Origin of the sequence: Agrobacterium sp. LAD9, assembly GCF_003031125.1 — a bacterium.
Lineage (GTDB): Bacteria > Pseudomonadota > Alphaproteobacteria > Rhizobiales > Rhizobiaceae > Agrobacterium > Agrobacterium radiobacter.
Window position 1 is genome coordinate 126,912 of sequence record NZ_PHGS01000029.1, and the last position, 24,308, is coordinate 151,219.

Annotated in this window: 21 protein-coding genes; 15 read left to right on the top strand and 6 right to left on the bottom strand. The window is 59.5% G+C overall.

Features of this window, described 5'->3' with window-relative positions; all coding sequences use genetic code 11:
- Window positions 1-2: 2 nt before the first annotated feature.
- A complete protein-coding gene (locus DA915_RS26400; protein WP_003508543.1) occupies window positions 3-1,256 on the bottom strand; it encodes a sarcosine oxidase subunit beta family protein in 1,254 nt (417 codons plus the stop codon).
- A 317-nt stretch (window positions 1,257-1,573) separates the two neighbouring features.
- On the opposite strand from DA915_RS26400, the gene rpsU reads away from it, so the two are divergent.
- Window positions 1,574-1,801 (top strand): 30S ribosomal protein S21, encoded by a 228-nt coding sequence (gene rpsU / locus DA915_RS26410; protein WP_003508541.1) that lies wholly within the window; start codon window positions 1,574-1,576, stop codon window positions 1,799-1,801.
- Window positions 1,802-1,934: 133 nt separating this feature from the next.
- On the top strand, window positions 1,935-2,831 hold the full coding sequence (locus tag DA915_RS26415; protein ID WP_020010033.1) for a tetratricopeptide repeat protein: 897 nt from the start codon (window positions 1,935-1,937) through the stop codon (window positions 2,829-2,831).
- A gap of 72 nt (window positions 2,832-2,903) precedes the next feature.
- On the opposite strand, the gene DA915_RS26420 is transcribed toward DA915_RS26415, so the two are convergent.
- Window positions 2,904-3,170, bottom strand: coding sequence for a DUF6074 family protein (locus tag DA915_RS26420; RefSeq protein WP_020812422.1), 267 nt, complete (start codon window positions 3,168-3,170; stop codon window positions 2,904-2,906).
- 340 nt (window positions 3,171-3,510) lie between these two features.
- Between DA915_RS26420 and DA915_RS26425 the strand changes: the two genes are divergently transcribed.
- Entirely contained in the window at window positions 3,511-3,789 is a 279-nt protein-coding gene (locus DA915_RS26425; protein WP_107677761.1) for an exopolysaccharide production repressor protein, read from the top strand.
- A gap of 110 nt (window positions 3,790-3,899) precedes the next feature.
- Window positions 3,900-4,889, top strand: coding sequence for a glycosyltransferase family 2 protein (locus DA915_RS26430; RefSeq protein ID WP_107677762.1), 990 nt, complete (start codon window positions 3,900-3,902; stop codon window positions 4,887-4,889).
- 256 nt (window positions 4,890-5,145) lie between these two features.
- On the opposite strand, the gene DA915_RS26435 is transcribed toward DA915_RS26430, so the two are convergent.
- Window positions 5,146-6,114: a polysaccharide pyruvyl transferase family protein gene (locus DA915_RS26435; protein WP_099086343.1), complete on the bottom strand. Its 969-nt coding sequence runs from the start codon at window positions 6,112-6,114 to the stop codon at window positions 5,146-5,148.
- 52 nt (window positions 6,115-6,166) lie between these two features.
- Window positions 6,167-7,132, bottom strand: a complete 966-nt coding sequence (locus DA915_RS26440; RefSeq protein ID WP_107677763.1) for a glycosyltransferase family A protein — start codon at window positions 7,130-7,132, stop codon at window positions 6,167-6,169.
- 117 nt (window positions 7,133-7,249) lie between these two features.
- On the opposite strand from DA915_RS26440, the gene DA915_RS26445 reads away from it, so the two are divergent.
- From DA915_RS26445 to DA915_RS26490, 10 genes are all read left to right on the top strand, one after another.
- Window positions 7,250-8,728 carry a lipopolysaccharide biosynthesis protein gene (locus DA915_RS26445; protein ID WP_107677764.1) on the top strand — a complete coding sequence of 493 codons (1,479 nt, stop codon included), beginning with the start codon at window positions 7,250-7,252 and terminating at the stop codon, window positions 8,726-8,728.
- A gap of 371 nt (window positions 8,729-9,099) precedes the next feature.
- The gene (locus tag DA915_RS26450) at window positions 9,100-10,248 is read left to right on the top strand and encodes an acyltransferase (RefSeq protein ID WP_077998598.1); all 1,149 of its coding nucleotides are present in this window, start codon (window positions 9,100-9,102) and stop codon (window positions 10,246-10,248) included.
- Between the two features lie 4 nt (window positions 10,249-10,252).
- The gene (locus DA915_RS26455) at window positions 10,253-11,044 is read left to right on the top strand and encodes a glycoside hydrolase family 16 protein (protein ID WP_003508517.1); all 792 of its coding nucleotides are present in this window, start codon (window positions 10,253-10,255) and stop codon (window positions 11,042-11,044) included.
- A gap of 83 nt (window positions 11,045-11,127) precedes the next feature.
- Entirely contained in the window at window positions 11,128-12,309 is a 1,182-nt protein-coding gene (locus tag DA915_RS26460) for a glycosyl transferase family 1 (protein WP_065695332.1), read from the top strand.
- A 17-nt stretch (window positions 12,310-12,326) separates the two neighbouring features.
- Complete coding sequence (locus DA915_RS26465; RefSeq protein WP_060723808.1) at window positions 12,327-13,325, top strand: glycosyltransferase family 2 protein; 999 nt, start codon at window positions 12,327-12,329, stop codon at window positions 13,323-13,325.
- The gene (locus DA915_RS26470; protein WP_060723807.1) at window positions 13,322-14,266 is read left to right on the top strand and encodes a glycosyltransferase family 2 protein; all 945 of its coding nucleotides are present in this window, start codon (window positions 13,322-13,324) and stop codon (window positions 14,264-14,266) included. Before DA915_RS26465 ends, DA915_RS26470 begins: the two co-directional genes overlap by 4 nt.
- Window positions 14,266-15,261, top strand: coding sequence for a glycosyltransferase family 2 protein (locus DA915_RS26475; RefSeq protein ID WP_107677765.1), 996 nt, complete (start codon window positions 14,266-14,268; stop codon window positions 15,259-15,261). Before DA915_RS26470 ends, DA915_RS26475 begins: the two co-directional genes overlap by 1 nt.
- Before the next feature lie 67 nt (window positions 15,262-15,328).
- The gene (locus DA915_RS26480) at window positions 15,329-16,234 is read left to right on the top strand and encodes a UTP--glucose-1-phosphate uridylyltransferase (protein WP_003508507.1); all 906 of its coding nucleotides are present in this window, start codon (window positions 15,329-15,331) and stop codon (window positions 16,232-16,234) included.
- 107 nt (window positions 16,235-16,341) lie between these two features.
- Entirely contained in the window at window positions 16,342-18,690 is a 2,349-nt protein-coding gene (locus tag DA915_RS26485; RefSeq protein WP_003508505.1) for a polysaccharide biosynthesis tyrosine autokinase, read from the top strand.
- A gap of 129 nt (window positions 18,691-18,819) precedes the next feature.
- Window positions 18,820-19,764, top strand: a complete 945-nt coding sequence (locus DA915_RS26490; RefSeq protein ID WP_107677766.1) for a glyoxylate/hydroxypyruvate reductase A — start codon at window positions 18,820-18,822, stop codon at window positions 19,762-19,764.
- Window positions 19,765-19,788: 24 nt separating this feature from the next.
- On the opposite strand, the gene DA915_RS26495 is transcribed toward DA915_RS26490, so the two are convergent.
- Together DA915_RS26495 and DA915_RS28745 are read right to left on the bottom strand one after the other, a co-directional pair.
- A complete protein-coding gene (locus DA915_RS26495) occupies window positions 19,789-22,764 on the bottom strand; it encodes a PAS domain-containing protein (protein WP_107677767.1) in 2,976 nt (991 codons plus the stop codon).
- 101 nt (window positions 22,765-22,865) lie between these two features.
- Window positions 22,866-23,153: a hypothetical protein gene (locus DA915_RS28745; RefSeq protein ID WP_128286937.1), complete on the bottom strand. Its 288-nt coding sequence runs from the start codon at window positions 23,151-23,153 to the stop codon at window positions 22,866-22,868.
- Here DA915_RS28745 and DA915_RS26500 point away from each other — a divergent pair.
- Window positions 23,131-24,129, top strand: coding sequence for an ABC transporter substrate-binding protein (locus DA915_RS26500; RefSeq protein WP_060723803.1), 999 nt, complete (start codon window positions 23,131-23,133; stop codon window positions 24,127-24,129). The two genes, DA915_RS28745 and DA915_RS26500, sit on opposite strands and share 23 nt — an antisense overlap.
- Window positions 24,130-24,308: the final 179 nt, after the last annotated feature.

Sequence of the window (24,308 nt, forward strand, 5' to 3'; positions counted from 1 at the left end):
CATCAATGCGCCACCGCGGCAGCGGCAGCCTCGTCGATAAGACGGCCGGTGCGGAAGCGGTCAAGCGTCAAACCGGCCGCCAGGCGATGCGGTTCGCCACGGGCGATGAGATGCGCGAAGAGATTGGCCGAACCCGGCGTCGCCTTGAAACCGCCCGTGCCCCAGCCGCAATTGACGAAGAGGTTCTGCACCGGCGTCACGCTCTGGATGGCGGAACGATCAGGCGTGTTGTCAGTGATCCCGCCCCATTGCCGCATCATCTTGACGCGGCGGAAGATCGGGAACAGCTCGCAGATGGCGTCGAGCGTGTGGGTGATGATCTGCAGGCCGCCGGTCTGCGAATAGGAATTATATTGGTCCGTGCCAGCGCCGATAACCAGCTCGCCCTTGTCGGACTGCGAAATATAGGCATGCACCGTGTTGGACATGACGACACAGGGGAAGATCGGCTTCAGCGGTTCCGACACCAGCGCCTGCAGCGGGTTGGAATGCAGAGGAACACGCACGTCCGCCATCTTCATGATGACCGAGGAATGACCGGCGGCGGAAACGCCGATTTTTTTCGCGCCAATGAAACCGCGATTGGTCTCCACGCCCGTCACCGCGCCATCAGGCCCGCGGCGAATGCCCGTGACCTCACAATTCTGGATGATGTGCACGCCACGGTCTGAAGCCGCGCGCGCATAACCCCAGGCCACCGCATCATGGCGGGCCGTGCCGCCGCGGCGCTGAAGGGCTGCACCATTGATCGGGTAACGCGCATTGCCTGATATATCGAGCGGCGGGCAATAGGCTTTCGCCTGCTCCGGCGTCAGCCACTCATTGTCGATGCCATAAAGACGGTTGGCGTTGATATGGCGGCTGAAGGACTGCCGATCATGGATATTGTGCGACAGCATCATCACGCCGCGCGCCGAATACATGACGTTGTAATTGAGATCCTGGCTCAAGCCTTCCCACAGTTTCAGGGAATGCTCGTAAATATCCATGCTCTCTTCATAGAGATAATTGGAGCGGATGATGGTGGTGTTGCGGCCGGTATTGCCGCCGCCGAGCCAGCCTTTTTCCAGAACTGCGACATTGGTAATGCCGTGTTCCTTGGCAAGGTAATAGGCCGCTCCGAGCCCATGCCCGCCGCCGCCGATGATGACGACATCATAATCCTTGCGCGGCTCGGGTGAAGCCCATTGCGCATCCCACCCTTTATGACCCCGCAACGCCTCACGCGCCACGGCAAAAACGGAATATTTGCGCATTCGCAGTCTGCTCCTCAAGAACCGGCCAGAGGCCGTAAACATAGTTCCGGCCCGTATCATACACATGGCAAATCGGGATGGGAGGCAATATTCATTTTGCGACGTCGCAATGATTTTGTTTCGACATCGCAGGCGGAATTCCGGGCAGGCCGCATTTTGCTGGTTGATTATGCGCTAGCGGCTGGACTTGCTGCAAATGATCTGTTATTGCACGTCACCAATCGCCCAGCTCGACAGCCGGACGAACCATTTTTTGTTTGCGTGTGAATGCCTTTATTCACACAGCAAGATAACCAAACTAAAGGAACGGGTTTAACGTGCAGGTACTAGTCCGCGACAATAACGTTGATCAGGCGCTCCGCGCCCTGAAGAAAAAGATGCAGCGCGAAGGCATTTTCCGTGAAATGAAAATGCGCGATTATTACGAAAAGCCCTCCCAGAAGCGCGCCCGCGAAAAGGCTGAAGCCGTTCGCCGCGTTCGCAAGCTGGCACGCAAGCGTGCACAGCGCGAAGGTCTGGTTGCAGGCCCCCGCGCAGGCCGTTAATAGGCCGTCTTTTGGACGTTTTTGAATGCTTGTTGGGCGGGGGCGATCAATTCGCCGCCGCTCTTTGTGTTTGTGGCCGGAGAATGTTCTTGAGAACGATCGTGAGACCGGCCTGCGAGGGAACCCACACCGAATGATCGCTGTCGACGCCTGTGTTGTGAAAAACTCCGATGCCTCCACGCGCCGGGTGCCATTGAAAAACAACAGAGGGTTCCGCGCTTCTCTGGTCATCTGTACCGTCCTTGCCGGTCTTTCCGGCTGCGCGACATCCAACCAGACGGAAGATGTGTTCCGGATCGACCGCGCGCAGGGTTCGCAGGAAAACATCGCCTCGCTCACCTCGGTCATCAACGCCAATCCGCAGGATCCGGAAGGCTACAATGTCCGTGGCTCGGCTTATGGCCGCGCCGGCGATTCGCGCCGCGCCATCGAAGATTTCAACAAGGCGCTGCAGCTGAACCCGCGCTTTTACCAGGCCTACGCCAACCGCGCATTGGTTTACCGCAATAGCGGACAACAGCAGCAGGCCTTGCAGGACTACAACGCCGCCCTGCAGATCAATCCGAGCTATGACGTGGCGCTGATCGGCCGTGGCAATCTTTACCGCCAGTCCGGACGCGTGAACGAAGCTTTCAACGATTTCTCCCGCGCCATCGAGCTTGAAACCACCGACGGACGCGCCTGGCACAATCGCGGCCTGATCTACCAGCTGCGCAACCAGCATGCCCAGGCCATCGAAGACTTCTCCAAGGCGATCTCGCTGTCGTCGACATCGCCGGAGCCCTATAACGGCCGCGGCCTTTCTTACGTCGCACTCAATGACGACGAAAACGCCTTCGCGGATTTCAACCACGCCATTTCGCTTGACGGTAATGTGGCAGAATCCTGGGCCAACCAGGCGCTCGTCTATGAGCGGCGCGGCGAGATGGCCAAGGCCGCCAAGTCCTATGGGCATGCGGCCCGGCTCGACCCGAAATACAAGCCTGCACTTGACGGCGTTGCCCGCACACGCGGCGCCGGCGCCTCCTGATCAAACGGACACGAACAAAAAAGCCGGCGGGTCTGTCACCCGCCGGCTTTTTTTATGGAAACCGATGAGGCCTCAATGGCTGTCGCGGCGTGCTTCCGGCGTGGCGTCACCCGCCCACAATTCCGCCTGCACCGCATTTTGAAACTCCATGACTTCACGCCGCATGGCAGCGTCCTCATAACCGAGTTCCGTCAGATAGGCGGCCAGTTCACGGCACTCCCTGCGCCAGAAATCATTCGCCTCCACACCATGCAGCCGGTCGAGCATGGTTGCACATCGTTTAACGTCGGCAATACGGTTCTTTGCCGGAAAGGCTATTACTTCTGAACTCGTTGTCACGCGGGCACCTTGCTCTTGCTGAGGAATCAATACCGACTTTTTAAAGGCGAGATGGTTAACGAAGTCTGCAGAGGATGTAAGACAGCGAGCAATGGCCGCAAGAGAAGGCTTTTATGCCTCTCAAAAGCATGGAATCGCATGGTAAGGCAGCCCCGATCGGGGGAAGTCAGCAATTACCGAGGAATTTACCAATCAAGATTACCGAAATTTCATGCCGCAACCGTTAGAAGAAGTATATGTGTGTTGAAACAGCACCGGTCTCATCGTATATTTCTTGCAAAGAAAAAAAATGCCGCAGCGCAGTCAAAAATGGAGAAATCGTTCTCGGGAGGAGAGCACCATGTATGCACCTCGTGTTTTTTTCAGCATGATCGGTGCATTGCTTGCCTTTGCGGTTGCGACATATTTCATCCACGGCTCCTTCTATACGGCATTCATCCAGACCCTCATCTGTGCGCTCATTCTGCAAGTCGGTTATTTTATTGGGATTCTCGTTCTGGTCGCCCGGGAAAAACGGCGCATGCGGGAAACCTTCGCGGGGGACCGTGGCGCCGAGGCAATACAGGCGGACGCCGTAAAAAGCCCGCCGCCGCATGGCGCCAAACTGACCGATATGTGAGTTTTTACGCAGCTTCTTTTATTGCGCCGCAAAAAAATCGCTTGCATCCACACGCCTGACACTTTCTGCTGGCCAAATCCTGACGGTTGGTCAAAGCAGAAGGACAACACATGGTGAGCGGTTCACAGCCCATTTGCGTCATCATCGCTGCGAAAAATGCATCCGAAACGATCGATATAGCCATCCGCTCCGCCCTTGTGGAGCCGGAGGTCGGGGAAGTCGTGGTTATTGACGACGGTTCCACCGATACGACGAGCGATGTGGCGCATGCGGCGGATGATGGCACGGGCCGTCTGCGGGTCGTGCGATTCGATGTCAATCGCGGCCCTTCGGCCGCGCGCAACCACGCCATCTCGATTTCATCCGCGCCGTTGATCAGCATTCTCGATGCGGACGACTTCTTTTTCCGAGGTCGTTTCGCCGCCATGCTGGCCGATGACGACTGGGATCTCGTGGCCGACAATATTGCCTTCATCCAGCAATCGGTCCCCGGCGCATCCTCCATGCAGCCGGTCCGTTTCGAACCGCAGGCCCGGTTTCTGTCGCTCACGGAATTTGTGGAAGGTAATATTTCCCGGCCCGGTGTGGAGCGCGGGGAGACCGGCTTTCTGAAACCGGTGATACGCCGCGCTTTTCTCGACAAACATGCCTTGCGTTACGATGACGGTCTGCGGCTTGGCGAGGACTACGAACTTTACGTGCGGGCGCTTGCCGCCGGTGCACGTTACAAGGTCATCCGCCATTGCGGTTACGGCGCGATCGTGCGCGGCAACTCGCTGAGCGGCCGTCACCGCACCGAAGATCTTCGCCGCCTATATGAGGCGGACAAGGCCATTCTCGCCGGGTGCCGGCTCTCGGCAGAGGAAACGGCGATCCTGCGCGAACATGAAAAACATATCCGCGCCAAATTCGAGCTCCGTCATTTTCTCGATGCGAAAAAGCAGAAGGGCATGGGCGGTGCGCTGAGCCACGCCCTGACGCGGCTGCCCGCCCTGCCCGCCATCACGCGCGGCATCTGGACCGACAAGACCGCCCGCTTCCGCAAACCGTTGCCAGTGCGGGATGTTCGTTATCTGCTGGATGGCACGCCGGTTTCGTGAGGGTAGAACCCACTGCCGCAAGAACGACGACAAGTCCGCCGTTCCCTCCTCCCTCATGCCGGACTTGATCCGGCATCCAGCCACGGCACGCCTGCTCCGTGAAAGAGTCTTTCGCGATCAATGACTTGATCGCGCTGGACCCCGGATCAAGCCCGGGGTGACGGCCTGCGGATGCTCCGCTTTGCCAAACGCATAGGTGCCGCTGCACTTTATCCGTGGCGCGAGCGGAAGCACCGCCGCCGACTATCTTAAACCCTCAGAGATAGTCCCGCTTCACCGTTTCCAGAACGGCGGCGAAACGCTCCTTGCGCTCCTCCAGCCGGCCGTCCGGGCTGAGGCGTGGCTCCGCTCGGCTTGCCTGCCAGAGCGCCAGTGTGGAAGGCGCGGCCAGCACCTGCTTGGCCAGCTTGCGCAAGGATCGGGACTGGGTCTCCTGCGGTCGCACCAGCACATCGCCCTCATGTGTCGGGTTCCCATGCATCGAAACGGAACCGGTCTCGGCAATGACCGGGCCTGGCGGCGGCGGGAAACTCATGCCCCAGAAGCGCGAGCCCTTTTTCGCCGCCTCGGCGCGGGTTGAAACCGGCACGTAGCGCGGCTGATATTCGACACCCACGCTGCCGGCCCAGTCGCTCCATTTGAAGCTGTTGATCGACGGCGACGTGCTGACCGCGACCCACGGCACGCGGAAGGCATCGGCAAGGATTGCGCCATGCATGGATTCGGCGACGATGAATTCCGACTGGGCGATGGCGCGGATGACCGCTTTCGCCTCGCCGCGCGGGTCGAGATAGGTTAGCCCCGCCGGTTCGCAGACCGTCTCCCACATGCCGAATTCCGCCGATTCCCAATGGGGAACGAAGGTCTTCTTGTAGAGCTTCGGCAGGCCTTTGAAGTCAGGCATCTCGGTGACCATGACGGCCGGGTCGACAATGCCCTTTTCAGGGGCGAGCCCGAGCTTGGCGGCGGTTTTGTCGCCGCGCACGCAGCGAATATCCCAGAACTCGGTGCTGGTATCCGGCACTGCGCCATAACCATAGCCGCTGCCGATCACCAGCTTGCGCTGCTTTGCGGGCAAAAGAACATCGTTCAGAACGGTGCCGACGCCGACCAGCATGACATCGTCATGCACATCGCGCAGGCCCGGAAGCAGAAAGTCCCACAGCCACAGGTTGAGATCGTCACCGAAATTGCCGTGATGAGATTCCCAGTGGTAAGGTTTCATGAGGTCACTCCTGGGTGAAAAAACATATAAATTCTTGCGGGCGAGAATTCGCTCATCTCGAGCGGACGATTTTTCCGGCACCGAGTTCGAAAGCAGCACGCAGCAGTGCGGGATCGCGCATCGCCCATTTCAGAAGCAGTCCGAATTCGGGCGCCTTGCGCCGTTTCAGATTGCCCGCCTGGCTCCACAGCGCCTGTTTGCGCGCCGTGTTTTTATAGGAAGCGATGGAGGCGACATCGTCCGGCCGGCGTGAAAAACGGCCCTCCAGCGTATCGAGCGCCACCCAGGTATTGAACTGCTGGCGCAGGAATTCCGGCGAAGTATTGTCGATGCTGTGGAAGATATTGACGCCCATGCCACGCATCGCGCCGGCATCGTCACAGAGAAGCGTCCGCTTCGATGCGAGGATGGAATCACAGAAAAACAGCACGTCTTCCGCCGCCAGACGCAGCGCCGGGTCGAAGCGGATCTTCTCGAAAAGAGGACGGCCGATCACCATGCAGGAGAGATGCAGGAAGCTCCAGTTGCGCAGCATGACACTTGCCAGATCCGGCAGTTCGATCACCAGCGGCTTCTCGGAAAGCCTTGCCGCACCCTCATTTTTTTCCAGCTCGGAAATGGCGAAATGATAATAAAATTCGTCACTTGCCTGCATTGAGGCCCAGTAGCACTCGCCGCCATAGGTCTGAAGCGCGAAGGCGGCATTGCGCAGATGATCGGGTGTCCAGATATCGTCGGAATCCAGAAAGGCGACATAGTCGGTGCCATCAGGGATATTGTCCAGACCGGTATTGCGGGCGCCGCCCGGTCCGCCGTTGGACTGTTTAATGACGATAATCCGGTCTTTCTGTTCCTGCGAAATTTCCGCAAGTTCCTGATCGATCGGGTATGGCGATTCGTCATCGACGATGACAAGATCGAAGTCCTGGTAAGTCTGCGCAAAAACCGATGCGAGTGCACGTCCCAAGATACCGTGCTGCTTTTGGTAGTAGGGAATGACGACAGTAAATCTTGCCATTGTTTCGCCCCTTGCGTTGATCAAGAAGTGTCGGGCCCGATCCTAAAAGCGGCCCCGATGGTATCGGCAACTCCCAACCGGCTTCCTCCCGCCGGCCTCCAGAAACAGGATGCTTGTATGCCCCCAGCGCCAAATGTAAAGACCATCACCACGAATGTCGGCTGGAGCGTTTTATCAAAAACAGGGACATTCGGGCTTAAATTTGTCACGGTCCCCATTCTTGCACGGTTGCTTTCCCCGGAGGAATTCGGGGTCGTGGCGGTAGGACTAACGGTTGTACAGTTTCTGACCATGATCGCCGGCGCGGGGCTCACCTCTGCCCTCATCGTCGAAAAGGAAGAGGATATGGAAACGATCCATACCGTCTTCTGGGCCAATCTGGCGATCTCCTGCACCATGGCTGCCGTCCTCTACATCTGGGCGGAGTTTTTCGGCGGGCTGCTGGGTGCAGTGGAAAGCGCCTATCTGCTGCGCATCATGGCCTTCCTCATTCCGCTGCAGCTTGCTGGCGATGTCGCCTATTCGCTGCTCGCCCGGCGCATGAATTTCAGCAAGGACGCGCTTTGGAGCATGGCGTCGGAAAGCATCGCCGCGGTTGTCGCCGTGGCGCTCGCCCTTCTCGGCTTCGGCGTCTGGGCGCTCATCATCCAGCTTTTCGCCGCCGCCCTCATCCGGCTTGTCGGGCTTTATGCCGTTTCCCGCTACTGCCCGCGTTTTATCATGAAACCGCGCCGTCTCGTGCCGCTTCTCGGCTTCAGTTCGGGGCTGATGGGATCGGAAATCGCCAATTTCGTCACCTTCCAGTCACCGATGGTGGTGATTGCCCGACACCTGGGTCTGGCGGATGCCGGCGCCTATTCCGCCTCCAATCGTTTCGCCAGCATTCCCAATCAGGTGGTTCTGTCCGCCGTCATGGGCGTTCTGTTTCCCGCCTTCAGCCGCATGATGGACGATCCGCAGCGCCGTCGTGATGCGCTGATGTTCAGCACCCAGGTTCTGACCGTGCTCTTGGCGCCGATGATGTTCGGCCTCTGGGCCGTGGCCGAACCCGCCATGCTTGTCATCTTCGGGCAGAACTGGGCCTATGCCTGGCCGGTTCTCGGCCTGCTGGCGCTATCGAAGGCCATTCTGACACCATGCAGCACCTTCATCCCCTACCTGAAGGGTGCAGGTTACGGCCGCGTATTGTTCTGGTCGGCGACCATCCGCGCCATCGTCACCACGGCGGCAGTGTGGCTCGCAGCACTTTACGGCACGCTGATCGACGCCATGGTCTGGCTCTGCATCGTCAATGCGGTAACGCTGGTCGCCTATTCCTGGGCGGTGTTCAAGGCGAGCGACACACCGTTCTTCCGCGGCCTTTATGTCAGCAGCAGGCCGATGATCGCGGCGTTGGTGATGGCCGTTGCGGTACGTTATCTGCTTCACGTTCTGGCTGAGCGCATTCCCAGTGCCACCCTTCAGGTTCTCATCGGCGCAGCCGTGGGCGGCGTCATCTACGGGGTGCTGATCCTGCTAACCGAACGCGCGCTGCTTGGGAAAATCTTAGGCATGGTCAAATCGCGGCGTATGCGGGATACTGCAACCCAAGGTTAGAAATATAGCGGAAAAATGCGCCTCATTTCCGCCGTTAAGCGCCCTCGCCGCGAGGTTTTCATTCACCGCGGCGAGGTCAAGTCACTCGTCTTTTTGCAGCGCAACATCACGACAAATGACAAATTCACACGCTTCAGCGATTTTTAACGATGTGTGATTTTACAAAAATTACAGTTATTTCAATAATTTGAATTCTATTCGGCAAAGAAATGGCGCTGACGCCAGACATTCACCCGCAAAATCTAATCTTGTGTTTTTCCCGCGTCGCCACATTTTATCCCAAAGTCGAAACCAGACTTTCCAGTGCGGGCTTACGTTCGCTCTGGTTGCAACGCGGCGTGGGTGGACGCCGCCCAATAGGGGTGACTGATGTGACTGTCGATCAGAACCTATCCTCCCGTATCAACTTGATGCGCATATTGCTGATATCAGGAATCGTGTTCGTCCATGTGCCGCACGATGCCGAGACCAGCCCGTTTCTTGGCCTTTACGGCTTCTTCGACTGGCTGCGGGTTTTTCTGGGCGATGCGCTGTTTCGCATCGGCGTTCCCTGTCTCAGCGCCATTTCCGGCTATCTGCTGTTTCGCCGCGGCATGAGCGGGTTCGATTATCCGGCGACGATCCGCTCCAAGTCGAAAACCGTGCTGCTGCCTTTCCTTCTGTGGAATGGCGCGCTGTTTGCGGCCGTATTGCTGATCCAGCTCTTCGATGTCGGCATCGGGTATTTCCCCGATCTGTGGAATGCCAGCCCGCGTGAAATCATCAGCCATGGAACCGCACTCGAAGAGCTGCCGGTAAATGTGCCGCTTTATTTCCTGCGCGACCTGTTCGTCTGCATCCTGCTGTCGCCGGTGCTCGCCTTTCTGATGCGCCGCTTTGCCCTGCCGACCCTCGCCATCCTGCTCTTCATCACCGCCATGCCTGACCTGACGATCTTCATCGTCCAGAAGAAATCCATTCTCTTCAGCTTCTCGCTCGGCATCGCGCTTGCCCTCCACCGTATCGACGTCAAGGCGCTCGACCCCTACGCCGTGCCGATCATGGCGCTGACCTTTGTCGCCTCGGCCATGTTGGCGACGGGACTTTATCTCACCGGGCCGGAATTCACCTTCTGGCTCAACATGTCGCGCAATCTGCTTGCCGTCTTCGGCGCGCTCGGCTTCTGGGCATCCTCCGCGCTGTTGATCCGCAGCCGGCTTGGCCAGCGGCTTGCCGAAACCGGCAGCCTGAGCTTCTGGATATTCTGCGCCCACTATCCCCTGCTCGTCATCATGTGGATGGTCTGGAACAAGGGCGGGCCGGACTTCTATCCCGCCTTCTATATCACCGCGACACTTTCCGCCTTTGTCATTCTGATCATCAGCAACGCGCAGACGCGGAAATATCTACCGGCCGTCTATTCCGTGCTCACCGGAAGCCGCAACGGCAAACGCAAGACGATGACCGATTTTGCGACCAAACGGGCCTCCATGATCGGCCCGCCCACATCCGAAACACTTTATTCGCAACGACAGAGGTGAACCAATGACAACATTTGTCACCCGCGTTCAGACACGCATTCTTCTTGCCACGGCCCTTTCGGCCGCAGCTTTTGCAACGCCGATCCACGCGCAGGAAGGCAACGGCACGTCCTTCATCGAGAACTTCGATTCCATGGACCGATCTTTCTGGTACGTTTCCGACGGCTGGAACAACGGCGCGCATCAGAACTGCACCTGGTCGAAGAAGCTGGCAACGGTGGAAAACGGCCAGCTCACGCTCGGTTTCGAGGAAGCCAAGGCCGGTGATCGCAACTTCGCCTGCGGTGAAATCCAGACCAAGGGGCGTTATCGCTACGGCACCTATGAAACACGGATGAAGGCCGCCACCGGCTCCGGCCTGAACTCCGCCTTCTTCACCTATATCGGCCCGACCGACAAGAAGCCGCACGATGAAATCGACTTCGAGGTTCTCGGCAAGAACACGGGCAAGGTGCAGCTGAACCAGTATATTTCCGCCAAGGGCGGTAATGAGAAGCTGGTGCCTGTGGAAGGCGGCGCCGATGCCGGCTTCAACGACTACGCCTTCGTCTGGGAGCCGCAGCGCCTGCGTTATTACGTCAACGGCAAGCTCGTCCATGAAGTGACGGACGAGACGAAAATCCCCCAGAACGCCCAGAAGATTTTCTTCAGCCTGTGGGGTACCGACACGCTGAAGGACTGGATGGGCCGGTTCTCCTATGCGGGACCATCACAAATGATCGTTGACCGGTTTGCCTTCACGGCGCTCGGTGACAAATGCCAGTTTCCCGAGTCCATCGCCTGCGCCCTTAACTGACCGCATTTTTGAACCGCTCCGATTTTTTGCACCAAAACCTAAGCTGCGGCGTCTCTGACGCATGAAACCAACCGGAACCCTGCATGACCCATGTTCTTTATCTCGCGCATGATCTGTCGGACCCCGCCATTCGTCGGCGGGTGCTGACCTTGCTTGCGGGCGGGGCACGGGTCACGCTGGCCGGTTTCCGGCGCGGGCAGAACCGGCTGGCGGAGATTGAAGGCGTCGTGCCCGTTGTGCTCGGGGAAACCGCCGACGGGCAGTTTCTGCAGCGTATGGCGGCGGTGGCGAAAGCCAGCCTCTCGCTGGGCAAAACCCTGAACGACATCCCCGCGCCCGATGTCATTCTTGCCAGAAACCTGGAAATGCTGGCTTTGGCAAAGCGGGCCATGTCGATCTATGCCGGGCAGCCGGCACTGGTTTATGAATGTCTCGACATTCACCGCCTGCTTCTCAACAAGGGCAAGCCCGGGCAGATGCTGAACGCCGCCCAGCGTTATTTCGCCCGCGACGCGAAACTGCTGATCACCAGTTCTCCGGCCTTTGTGGAGCATTATTTCAAGCCCGTGTCCGGCCTCGACCTTCCCGTCCTGCTGCAGGAAAACAAGGTGCTGGCGCTTGACACCGCCGTTGCCGCCGCCCCGCAACCGCGCCCGCCCGCCCCCGGCGAGCCGTGGAAAATCGGCTGGTTCGGCGCGCTTCGCTGCCGCAAATCACTTGAAATCCTTGCCGAATTTGCCGGACGCATGGAAGGCAGGGTCGAAATCATCCTGCGCGGCCGGCCGGCCTATTCGGAGTTTTCAGATTTCGACGGTTTCGTAGCCGCCGCCCCGCATGTGCATTTCCACGGGCCTTACAAGAACCCCGAGGACCTCGCCGCCATCTATAACGAGGTGCAGTTCACCTGGGCGATCGACTTTTTCGAGGAAGGCCAGAATTCGAGCTGGCTTCTGCCCAACCGGCTTTATGAGGGTTGCCTTTATGGCACCCTGCCGATTGCACTTGCCGGCACGGAAACTGCGCGTTTCATCGAAAAGCGTGGTATCGGCTTTGTCCTGCAGAATGCCGACGCTGACGATCTTGCCGCTCTGTTTGCGGAGATGACCCCGCAAATCTATGCGGACGCCTTCAACACCCTCTCGACAACAGACAGGAAACAATGGCTGACCGACCGCGACGATTGCCGTCAGCTGGTCCAGCACTTGTCCTCTCTCGCCAAATCCGCCTCCGGCCACGCCCGCGAAGCGCAGTTTTCACCCGTGTAGTGCGTAGGGGGCAAATCATGGAAGGTCTTGGTCATTCCGGCATCAGAACGCTGATCGTCATACCCTGCCTCAATGAGGCGAAGACGATCGAGGGGCTGCTTGTCAAATTTACCGATGCGATGCAGGGGCGTCTCTTCCGCATCGTGGTCGCCGATGGCGGCAGCACGGATGGAACCCGCGATATCGTTTCCGCCTTTGCCGCAAAGGACGATCGCGTCACGCTTCTCGCCAATCCGAAGCGCATCCAGAGCGCCGGCATCAATCTTGCCGTCGCCACCTTCGGCGAGGATTTTGATTACCTCATCCGCATCGACGCCCATGGCGATTATCCCGATGATTATTGCCAGCGGTTGATCGAGGACGCCGAGCGCACCGGCGCGGATTCCGTCGTCGTCGCCATGGATACGGTCGGCCACGGCCTGTTCCAGAAGGCGACGGCCATCGCCCAGAATTCCAAGCTCGGCAATGGCGGCTCCAAGCACCGCGAAGGCGCCAAAGGCCACTGGATAGACCATGGCCACCACGCGCTGATGCGGATCGCCGCTTTCGATGCGGTGGGCGGTTATGACGAGAGCTTCAGCCATAACGAGGATGCCGAACTGGATTTCCGGCTGCGCAAATCCGGTTTCCGCCTCTGGATGACCGACAAGACCCGCATGACCTATTATCCGCGCGCAAGCGTCATGCCGCTGTTCAGGCAATATCTCGCCTATGGCCGTGGCCGGGCAAAGAACCTCCTGAAACATCGCTCGATCCCGAAAATCCGCCAGATGATTCCGCTCGCCGTCCTGCCGGTTTTCATCCTCGCGCTACTGTCGCTCGTGCATTGGGCCGCACTTATTCCGCTCGGCCTCTGGATCGCCGCATGTGTGGGTTATGGCTTGTGGATGGCAATAGGTCAGCAAAACCCATACGGCCCGCTCGCCGCCTTTTCGGCGATGGTGATGCATCTGGCCTGGTCCACCGGCTTCTGGCTGGAACTCCTGAAATTCCGGGGAAGAAAGGCTGTCTCATGACCGACAACACCGTCACCGGCACGCAAAATCTCAAGACCGTCGATATCGGCATCTGCACCTACAGACGCCCGGCGCTCGTCGCCACACTTCTGTCACTCTTCGAGCTGGATGTGCCGGAAGGCGTGAAAGTTCGCCTGATTGTGGCGGATAATGATGAAGAGCCGAGCGCCAAGGCAAGCGTCGATCGCCTGCGTGAAACCGCCCCCTTCGAGATCACCTATGTTCATTGCCCGAAATCGAATATTTCGATTGCCCGCAATGCCTGCCTGTCGGAATGCAGCGCGGATTATCTGGCCTTTATCGATGATGACGAGACCGCTCCGCCGCACTGGCTGGCCGCCCTTCTGGAAAAAGCCGACGAGACCGGTGCGGAAACCGTCCTCGGCCCCGTGACGGCGGTTTACCGGGACAATGCGCCGGGCTGGATGAAACGCGGCGATTTCCACTCGACAGTTCCGGTGTGGGTCAATGGCGAGATCATCACCGGCTATACCTGCAACACGCTGCTCAAGATGGATGCGCCCTCGGTCAAGGGCCGGCGCTTCGCGCTGGCGCTCGGCCAGAGCGGCGGCGAGGACACCCATTTCTTCTCGCATCTCCACGCCGCAGGCGGCCGTATTGTCTTTGCTGAAGACGCCGTCTTGTCGGAGCCGGTTCCGGAAAATCGGGCAAGCTTCATGTGGCTGGCCAAACGCCGCTTCCGCTCCGGCCAGACCCACGGCCGCGTGCTGGCTGAAAAGAAACCCGGCGCACGCCGTGTGGTTCAGGTGCTGAAGGCAGGTTCGAAAGTGCTGTATTGTGGCGTATTCGCCGCCTTGAACGGCTTCAACGCCGTGCGCCGCAACCGTTATGCGCTGCGTGGCGCGCTGCATATGGGTTCGATGAGCGGCGCATTCGGTGTGCGCGAAATCCGCCAGTATGGCGCTGTGGAGGCGACCTGATGGAAAATCTCACCTCCCCGCCCGATATCAGCTTCGTCATCGCCGCCTATAATGCCGCCGATACGATCGAAGCCGCCGTTCAAAGCGCGCTCGACCAGCAGGGTGTGACGCTGGAGGTCATCGTCGTCGATGACCGTTCCGCCGACGATACCATCCCCTTCGTTGAGGCGATTGCCGCCATCGATCCGCGCGTCCGCCTGCTTGCGCTCGAAGAAAACCGCGGTCCGGGTGGTGCACGCAATGCCGGCATCGAGGCCGCGACGGGACGCTGGATCGCCGTGCTCGATTCCGACGACGTCATCCGCCCGGAGCGTTCCGCCTGCATGATGTGCCGGGCGGAGGTCGCCAATGCTGACATCGCTGTCGATAATCTCGATGTGGTCTATACCGACGGCAGGCCGATGGAGACGATGTTTCCGGAAGAGTTTCTGGAGGAACGATCCGCCCTCACGCTTGAGGACTTCATTTCCTCCAACATCCTGTTCCGCTCCACCTTCAATTTCGGCTACATGAAACCGATGTTCCGGCGCGATTTCCTCAATAGCGAGGCACTGCGCTTCCGCGAGGATATCCGCATCGGCGAGGATTATATCCTGCTCGCCTCGGCGCTCGCCGCCGGCGGCCTCTGCGCCATCGAACCGAAGCCGGGTTACATTTACAATATCCGCGAAGGCTCGATTTCGCGCGTGCTCGAACTTCATCACGTCGAAGCGATGATGCGGGCGGATCAGGAATTCCTGAGCCATTACACTCTGCTGCCCGCCGCCATGGATGCGCAGCAGGCGAGAGCCCGCAGCCTGCGGCTGGCGCATAATTTTTTGACATTGGTGGAAAACATCAAGAGCCGCTCGGTACTGGGCGCCTTGAAGACCACAATCCGAGATCCTGCCGTGCTGGGGCACTTAAGAATGCCGATTGCAGTGCGGCTGAGGAGGCTGCGGGACGCCATGTTTGCGCCCGGAGCGAATACAGGGGTGAAAAGACAGATTTCGTGAAATTTACGCGTAGACGAAATCTGCGCGGGGACTGGGGACAGATCAAACCTTGATGAAGGAGAACGCGATGGACCTGAACAAAACTGTCAGAAAAGCCGTCATTCCGGTAGCCGGCAACGGCACGCGGTTTTTGCCCGCCACCAAGGCGATGCCAAAGGAAATGCTGACGATCGTCGACCGTCCGGTCGTGCAATATGCTGTCGACGAAGCCATGCAGGCCGGTATCGAACACATCATTTTCGTCACGAGCCGCAACAAGACCGCCATCGAAGACTATTTCGACAGCGCGCCTGAACTCATCAATACGCTGACCCGCTCCGGCAAGACCGTGCAGGTGTTGCAGCTGGAAAAGATGCTGCCCGTCGCCGGCACCGTCAGCTATACGCGCCAGCAGGTGCCGCTTGGTCTCGGCCACGCCGTCTGGTGTGCTCGCGAACTGGTGGGCAAGGAGCCTTTCGCGCTGCTTCTGCCTGACATGGTATCCTATGGCGCACGCGGCTGCATTGCCGGGCTGATGGAGCTTTATGACGAAGTCGGCGGCAATATTCTCGGCGTCGAGGAATGCCTGCCGGAAGAAGTGTCGTCCTATGGCGTCGTCGGCGTCGGCCAGAAGGTCAATCACGGCTTTGCGGTCACCGAAATGGTCGAAAAGCCGGAACCATCCAAGGCGCCTTCGAATTATTACCTGAATGGCCGTTACATCCTGCAGCCGGAAATCTTCGATATTCTCGCCAAGCAGGAGCGCGGCGCGGGCAATGAAATCCAGTTGACCGACGGCATGAGGCGGCTTGCGGAAAAGCAGTCTTTCCATGCGCAGAAATATAGCGGTCGCACCTTCGACTGCGGCAGCAAGCAGGGCTTCATTGCCGCAAACGTCGCCTTCTCGCTGCTGCGCGCCGACATGGAAGCCCAGGTTCTCGCTTCGGTGAAGGAACTGGTGGCGAACCACGAAAGCCGCGTCCAGGCGGCCTGACTTTAATCGCGCCGCCGGGGGAGGCGGCCGGCGCACCAATAACGGGGGGCGGGAAGGCGAGTTTATTCGGCTTCCCGCGTACCATTTTTAATTCACAAGGTAGGTCCATGCACCACAAGACCTTTAAATCCAATATCGGTTTTCCGGAGTCCGGCAAGGATTCCGACACGTTCATCGACCTCGACCGCCTGTGGGCCGCCGTGGTGCGTCGTGCTAATGTCATTGCCGCCTCCGTCATTGCCGCCGTGGTTCTGGCCGGCCTTTATCTGGTGCTTGCGACCCCCGTTTACACCGCGATGACGCAGGTGCTGCTGGATGAAAGCCTTTCCCGTTATGCGGAAGAGGAATCGCCGGTGCCCGCCGCCCAGATCGTCGACAACCGCATCGCCAGCGCCGTGGAAATTCTGAAATCCAAGGAAATGGCGCTGACAGTGGTCGACAAGGCCAAGTTCGACGAGAATGACATCATCGTCAATCCGCCGATGTCGCCGGTCGAACTCGTCAAAACCTCCGTGCGTGGTATCCTTGATCTCGTCCTGCCGGGCGATCCGCCCGTCTCCGAAGCCGCAATCCGCGCCGGACGCCGCGAAAAGGCCGCCGCCGTGCTGCAGCAGTCCTTGACGGTGGAACGTGTCGGCCGCAGCTCGGTCATCGCGATTTCCACCCGCTCGACCGACCGTCAGCTGGCAGCGCAGATCGCCAAGACCTATGCACAGGCCTACCTCACCGAACAGCTGAACGCCAATTTCGACGCCAGCGAGCGCGCTTCTGTATGGTTGCAGGAACGCATGACCGACCTCAACCAGCGCGCCCAGGCAGCCGAACTTGCAGTTCAGAAATACAGGTCTGACAACAATATCGTATCCTCACGCGGTGAGCTTATGTCGGAAAGCCAGCTTGCCGATCTTAATGGCCAACTGATTTCCGCACAGGCGGATGCAGCTACTGCCTCTGCCCGCTACAGCCAGTACAAGTCGATTATCGACCGCGGGCCGGAGACAGCTGTCGACAATGCCGTCGTGTCGGCCCGTGATACCGACAACTCGGTCATTCAGGATTTGCGCAAGCGCTACATCACCATTTCCGACAGGCAGCGCGGCATCGTCCAGCAATTCGGCGCCGACCATCCGCAGGCGGCCGCGCTCGACGCCGAGAAAAAAGAGATTTCGCAGCAAATCTTCCAGGAATTGCAGCAGCTGACCGGCAGCTTCAAGAACGAGGTCGACGTTGCCAATTCGCGCGTGCAGTCGTTGCGTGACAGTATCGACAAGGTAGCTGGTCGCAATTCTCAAGCCAACATCACCATGGTGCAGCTGCGTGAACTCGAACAGCGGTCCACGGCGCTGCGCACCCTCTATCAGTCCTATCTCGGCCGCTTCGAGGAAGCCTCGCAAAAGCAGTCACTGCCGATCGCCAAGGCACGCATCATCTCCGAAGCGGGCCTGCCGACATCGCCTTCCAGTCCGAAAAAGACCATGACCATGGCGCTTTCGGTCGTTCTCGGCCTGATGCTGGGCGGGGGTATCGCGGCGCTTCTCGAGTTCCGGGACCGCTTCTTCCACACCGGCAATGACGTGCGTGACAATCTGCGCATGCGCTTTCTCGGCTACCTCCCCTTCATCGGGGAAAGAGGCGTGGAAAACGCCAAGGCCGGCACCAGCGCCGCCACCCCCGGCGGCGAACATGCCACGCTTGACGAAAGCGGGCAGGTCTCGTTCCAGAAAATGCTGCGCCTTGCCGTCGACAGCCCGCGCTCCAGTTTCGCGGAAACGTTGCGCAACGTGAAGCTGACCGCGGATGTCGTCATTCAGGAACGTCAATGCCGGGTCATCGGCGTCATTTCCTGCCTGCCGAACGAGGGCAAGTCGGTCGTGGCGCTCAATCTCGCCGGTCTGATCGCCTCCACCGGCAAGCGCACCCTCGTCGTCGATGCCGATATCCGCAATCCCGGCCTCAGCCGCATGCTGACGACGCGGCAATCCGCCGGTCTGGTGGAAGTTGTGCTCGATGAAATTCCGTGGACGCAGGCGGTAAAGGTCGATACGCGCACGAAAATGGGCATCCTGCCGGTTTCGACCAGCAACCAGTTCGCCCATTCGAGCGAGTTGTTGTCCTCCTCCGGCATGCGCAAATTCATCGACTCGGCGCGCGAGGCCTGCGATTACATCATCGTCGACCTGGCGCCTGTCGTCCCCGTCATCGATGCCAAGGCCTTTGCACCGCAGGTGGACGGTTTTGTCTTCGTCACCGAATGGGGCAAGACGCCGATCCAGATGGTGCAGAACCTGATGGCCAACGAGCCGCAGATCGCTAACAAGACGCTCGGCATCGTGCTGAACAAGACCGACATGACGGAACTGCAGCGTTATGCCGGCCCCGGCGGTTCGGAGCACTATCACGAGAAATTCTCGGCCTATTACGGCGATGCGAAGCCGCCGGTGAAGGAAGAGGCGTAATCGTGAAACGGCCCGGTGAAAACCGGGCCGTTTTATTCTGTGGAAGATTCGAACGATAAACCCATGGTATTGCCCCCCGAAATTGCGCATTGATGGCGTAAAGCTAAAATCGCAAGCAGGATCAGTCCCATGCCATCACCCATCGCCTTTGTTTCACGGATGAATGCGGAAACGGAAGCCGTCTGGAAACAGGCGCTGCGCGCCGCCATGCCGCAGGAGGACATCCTCTCCTTCTCCGAATTGACGGACGAACAGCGACAGGCAGTGGATTTTGCCATCGTCGCCAATCCCGATCCCGCCGATATCGCCGCGCTTCCGGGCCTCACATGGGTTCACAGCCTGTGGGCGGGCGTCGAGCGGCTGGTGCTGGAGCTGGGCGACAAGGCTCCCCCCATCGTCCGGCTGAAGGACCCGGAGCTTTCCCGCGTGATGGCCGAAGCCGTTCTGGCGTGGACCTATTATCTGCAGCGCGACATGCCGGCCTATCGTGAAAACCAGCAAAAGGCCCTTTGGCAGGAGCTGGACTATCGCCATCCCCGCGAGATGATCATCGGTCTCCTCGGCCTTGGAGCGCTTGGCACCGCTGCAGCTGAACGCCTCACCCATGCCGGCTTCAACGTCGCCGGCTGGAGCCGCTCGGCCAAGGTGATAGAAGGCGTGGAAACGCTGACCGGCGATGCCGGGCTGCAAGCCTTGCTGGAAAAAAGCGACATTCTCGTCTGCCTCGTCCCGCTCACCGACGCGACGCGTGGCCTTCTCGATGCCGGCCGTCTCGCCGCAATGAAACAGGGGGCGGCGCTGATCAACTTCGCCCGTGGCGCGGTCATCGTCGCCGACGACCTGATCGCGACGCTCGATGACGGCCGCCTTTCGCATGCCGTTCTCGATGTCTTCGAACAGGAGCCGCTGCCTACGGCTTCGCCATTCTGGCAGCACCCGCAAGTCACGGTCCTGCCGCATATTTCCGCCCCGACAAGCCGCGAAAGTTCGGCCCGGATCGTCGCGGGCAATGTCCGCGCATGGCGCGAGACCGGCAGGCTGCCGGAAACGGTTGACATGATCAGAGGTTACTGAGCCGGCAACAAAGCGGCGGGCGGACTATTCCGCCACCGCGCTCTTTGCCGTATGGGCCTGTTCGACCGCCGAAACGATCTGCTGTTCGTCATAGGGCTTGGTGAGCAGCACCGCGCTTTCGGGCGCCCCTTCCGGCAAATGGCTGTCGCCCGTCGCAAACACGATGGCAAGCCCCGGCTTGCGGCGCAGAGCCTCCACCGCCAGCTCGCCGCCCTTCATGTCGGGCAGACCGAGATCGGTGACGAGAACATCTATGCGGTCTGCCTCGATCACCTTCAGCGCTTGAGCCGCATTTCCGGCCTCGACGACGGCAAAGCCGCTCTCCGCCAGCATCTCCGTCGAATTCATCCGGATCAGCTCGTCATCTTCGACCAGAAGGACGCGTATGGACCGGTTTTCGTTTTCGACCGTCCTCACCGGTTCGGAAGGCTTGGAATAACCCGGCGCAGCTGCCGGCCGCGCTCTCGCCAAAGAAACCTGTTTGCGGTTGGCAATCACATGGCGGATGCGCCGTGCCAGCGCTTCGCGCGTATAGGGCTTGGAGAGAAGCTCCACCCCGGCATCCAGCTTGCCGCCATGCACGATGGAGTTTTCGGTGTAACCCGAAGTGAAGAGAACGGCGAGGTTGGGCAGCCTTTCCTGCGCGCGGCGCGCCATTTCCCGGCTTTTCAGAGGCCCGGGCATTACCACGTCGGTGAAGATGACATCGATCGGAATGCCGCTTTCCACCACCGTCAAACCGGCCTGCGCATCACGGGCGGTGAGCACCCGGTAACCGAGATCGCTCAGCGTCTCGACGACGGTGTTGCGCACTTCCTCGTCATCTTCCACCACAAGAATGGTTTCCGTTCCGCCCTCCACGGGGCCGGTCGGCATCACTACTTCCCGGTCCTCATCGGCGGCGGAGCGCGGCAGATACATCTTCACCGTCGTGCCCTGCCCCACCTCGCTATAGATGTTGACGTGGCCGCTGGACTGTTTTGCAAAACCATAGACCATCGAAAGGCCGAGACCGGTGCCTTTGCCCTCCGGTTTGGTCGAAAAGAACGGCTCGAAGACTTTTTCGAGGATCTCCGGCGACATGCCCGACCCGGTATCGGTGACGGCGAGCATGACATATTGCCCCGCCGAAACCTCCGAATGCTTGCGGGCATAATCGCGGTCGAGCACCGCATTGCCCACTTCAATGGTCAGCTTGCCGTGCCCTTCCATGGCGTCGCGCGCATTGATGGCGAGATTGAGAAGCGCGTTCTCCACCTGGTTGGGATCGGCATAGGTGTTCCAGAGACCGCCCGAGGTGATGACCTCCACCTCGATCGCCTCACCGAGCGAACGGCGAAGCAGATCGTCCATGCCGGTCACAAAACGGGAAATATTGATGACGCGCGGTTCCAGCGCCTGACGGCGGCCGAAGGCCAGCAGCTGGTTAGCCAGCTTTGCGCCGCGATGGACGCCGGCCAGCGCATTTTCCAGCCGCCTTTCGGCGCGCTCGTTGCCGATCACATCCTTGGAGAGCAATTGCAGATTGCCAGCGATCACCTGCAGAAGATTGTTGAAATCATGCGCGACGCCGCCGGTCAGCTGGCCGATGGATTCCATCTTCTGCGCCTGCTGCAGGGCCTTTTCGGTCTGGCGGCGCTCCGCCATTTCCGCCTCGACACGGGCTTCAAGGCTTTCGTTCAATTGCCGAAGCTGCTCTTCCGCCCGGATGCGGTGGCGAATTTCGCGCTCGAGATTGCTGGCATGTTCCTTGAGGGTGTCTTCGGCCCGCCGCTGCTCGGTTATGTCAGTGTGAACGCCGACCCATTCGGTAATGGCGCTGGACTTGTCGAAAATCGGCACGCCGCGGATCAAAAAAGTGCGGTAGACGCCGTCGTGACGGCGCACGCGGTGTTCCCAGACATAGGTCGACTTTTCCGCGACCGCGCTGTTCCAGCTTTCGACAGACCCCTGCCTGTCCTCCGGGTGGACGGCGTCCGCCCAGCCAAAGCCCTGATATTCTTCCGGAGTCTGGCCCGTCAGCGCCGCCCAGGCAGGCTGCTCGCCCAGCATCCTGCCATCGGCGCTGTTGGTCCACAGCACGCCGTGCACCGCATCCACCGCCGCACGGAAACGGTTGTTGCTGATGAGGATTTCCTGTTCCGAGCGCTTGCGGTCCTCGATATCGATGATCAGCACATAGATGCCATCGATGGAGCCATCCGTGATATAGCGCGGCACATAGCGGATTTCGGCGGCGCGCATGGTGCCGTCGGGCCTGCGGATCACGGTGTCGGAAACGATCTTCTCGCCGGCGAGCGCACGATCCAGATAGGCCCTGCGCGCCTCAAAAAACGCCTCGCCGACGATTTCGGGAACGCTGCGGCCGATCACCTCCTCGGCGCGGCGGCCGAACCATTCCAGATAGCCGTCATTGGCGAATTTATAAACGTAGTCACGATCGACATATCCGACCAGAATGGGCAGGGCATTGGTGAGCCGGCTTAGTTCCTTGCGGCTCTGCTCCAGCGCCTCCACGGCCTTCACCTTGTCGGTATTTTCGAGCACGGTACACAAAACGCCGTCCACCGTGCCGCCCTCATTGTAGATCGGCGTGTAGAACAGATCGAAGATCACCTCTTCCGGCAGGCCATGTCGCATCAGCGTCATCGGCTGGTCGCGATAGGCCATGACCTCACCGCGAAAACCGGCTTCCAGAATACGGCTGTTCCAGTCCCATATTTCCGGCCAGATGCCGGGCACCGTTCCGCCCAGCGCCCGCGGGTGATAATTGCCGGCGATCTCCGCATAGCCGTCATTGTAGATCATCACGTGATCCTTGCCCCACATCAGCACCTGCGGAATGGGGGAATTGACGACGGAATTAGCCTTTTGCCTCAGATTTTGCGGCCATTCGCAAATAGGACCGAGCGATGTCTTCGACCAGTCGAAGCGGCGCACAAGCTCACCCGTTTCACCACCACCGATCGGCCATACCGGGGCAGCACGAAGATTGGTCATTCAACATCACCACAAAAACCGAGAGGAAATCTCCCGTAATACAGAACAAGATAAAAGTCCAAGAAAACAGAAACTTCCGTTTATTGTTCCCCCGGGTTTCTTCAAATACTGAAAAAGTTCCATTCTTCCGAAATATTGGGATGCGCCAGCGCAGGGGCGCGGCGAATTCGGTGTCTCCACACCACGGATTTCAGGCTCGCATTCGCGGGACCGGATAATTGATTGATAATTGCCATCCTCAATACGCCAGAATCTGCCGCAAACGGAACGGCCAGAAAGCAATTATTAAGCCTCAATAAAGGCGCTGGCGGTCGCGGTGCCGTCAGCACCCGGGTCTTCGCCACACCGCGACCAGAGGGAACAAAAATGAAAATACTTTTGGGTGCCACAATTCTTTCCGCCGGCTTCGCCTTTTCAGGCGGCGCAGCCTATGCTGCCGACTGCGGAAACGTGACAATCGCCAGCATGAACTGGCAATCCGCCGAAGTTGCCGCCAACCTGGACAAGTTCATTCTTGAAAAGGGCTATGGATGCTCCGCCGAAATCGTGACCGGCGACACCGTGCCGACACTGACCTCCATGGCCGAAAAAGGCCAGCCGGATATTGCCCCCGAGGCATGGGTCAGCCTGCAGCCGGAAATCGTCAAGCAGGGTCTGGAAGGCGGCAAAGTGGTCGCGGCCGCAAAAATTCTTTCCGATGGCGCTGTTCAGGGCTGGTGGATCCCGAAATACCTCGCAGATGCCAATCCCGATCTCAAGACCATTCCGGACCTCTTCAAACATCCCGAGCTCTTCCCGTCGCCGGAAGACAAGTCGAAGGGCGCCGTGTTCAACGGCCCGCAGGGCTGGGGCGGCACTGTCGTCACCGCGCAGCTGTTCAAGGCTTTCGGCGGTGAAAAGGCCGGCTTCACCCTCGTCGACACCGGCTCCGCCGCAGGTCTCGACGGTTCCATCGCCAAGGCTTACGAAGCCAAGCAGCCATGGGTCGGCTATTATTGGGCGCCCACCTCGCTGCTCGGCAAATACGAGATGGTAAAGCTCGAATTCGGCACGGACTATGATGCGGCAGAATGGAAGCGCTGCACCTCGGTTGCCGATTGTCCGGACCCGAAGCCGAACGCATGGCAGGTGGACGACGTGCAGACGCTGGTCAGCAAGTCCTTTGCCGATCGTGCCGGCCCCGCCATGGACTATCTCAACAAGCGCGCCTGGACCAACGCGACCGTCAACAAGCTGATCGCATGGATGACGGATAACCAGGCGACCGGCGAAGATGGCGCCAAGCAGTTCCTGAAGGAAAACGAAGCTCTCTGGACGGGCTGGGTTTCTCCCGAGGTCGCGGAAAAGGTCAAGGCCGCCCTTTAAAAGCCGGTCCTTACATATCTGCCCGGCAACCGGCGTTCGCCAGCGGCGACGCCGCGCCCGCACCGGCTCCGAAATGCCCAAGGCTTTCGGTGGCGATGCGCCGGTTCAACAGAGCGTTCCGCCTTGCGTCCTGAAGGATGCGCGGCGCTCTGGCGATTTTACTCCCGGAGCGCGGAGGA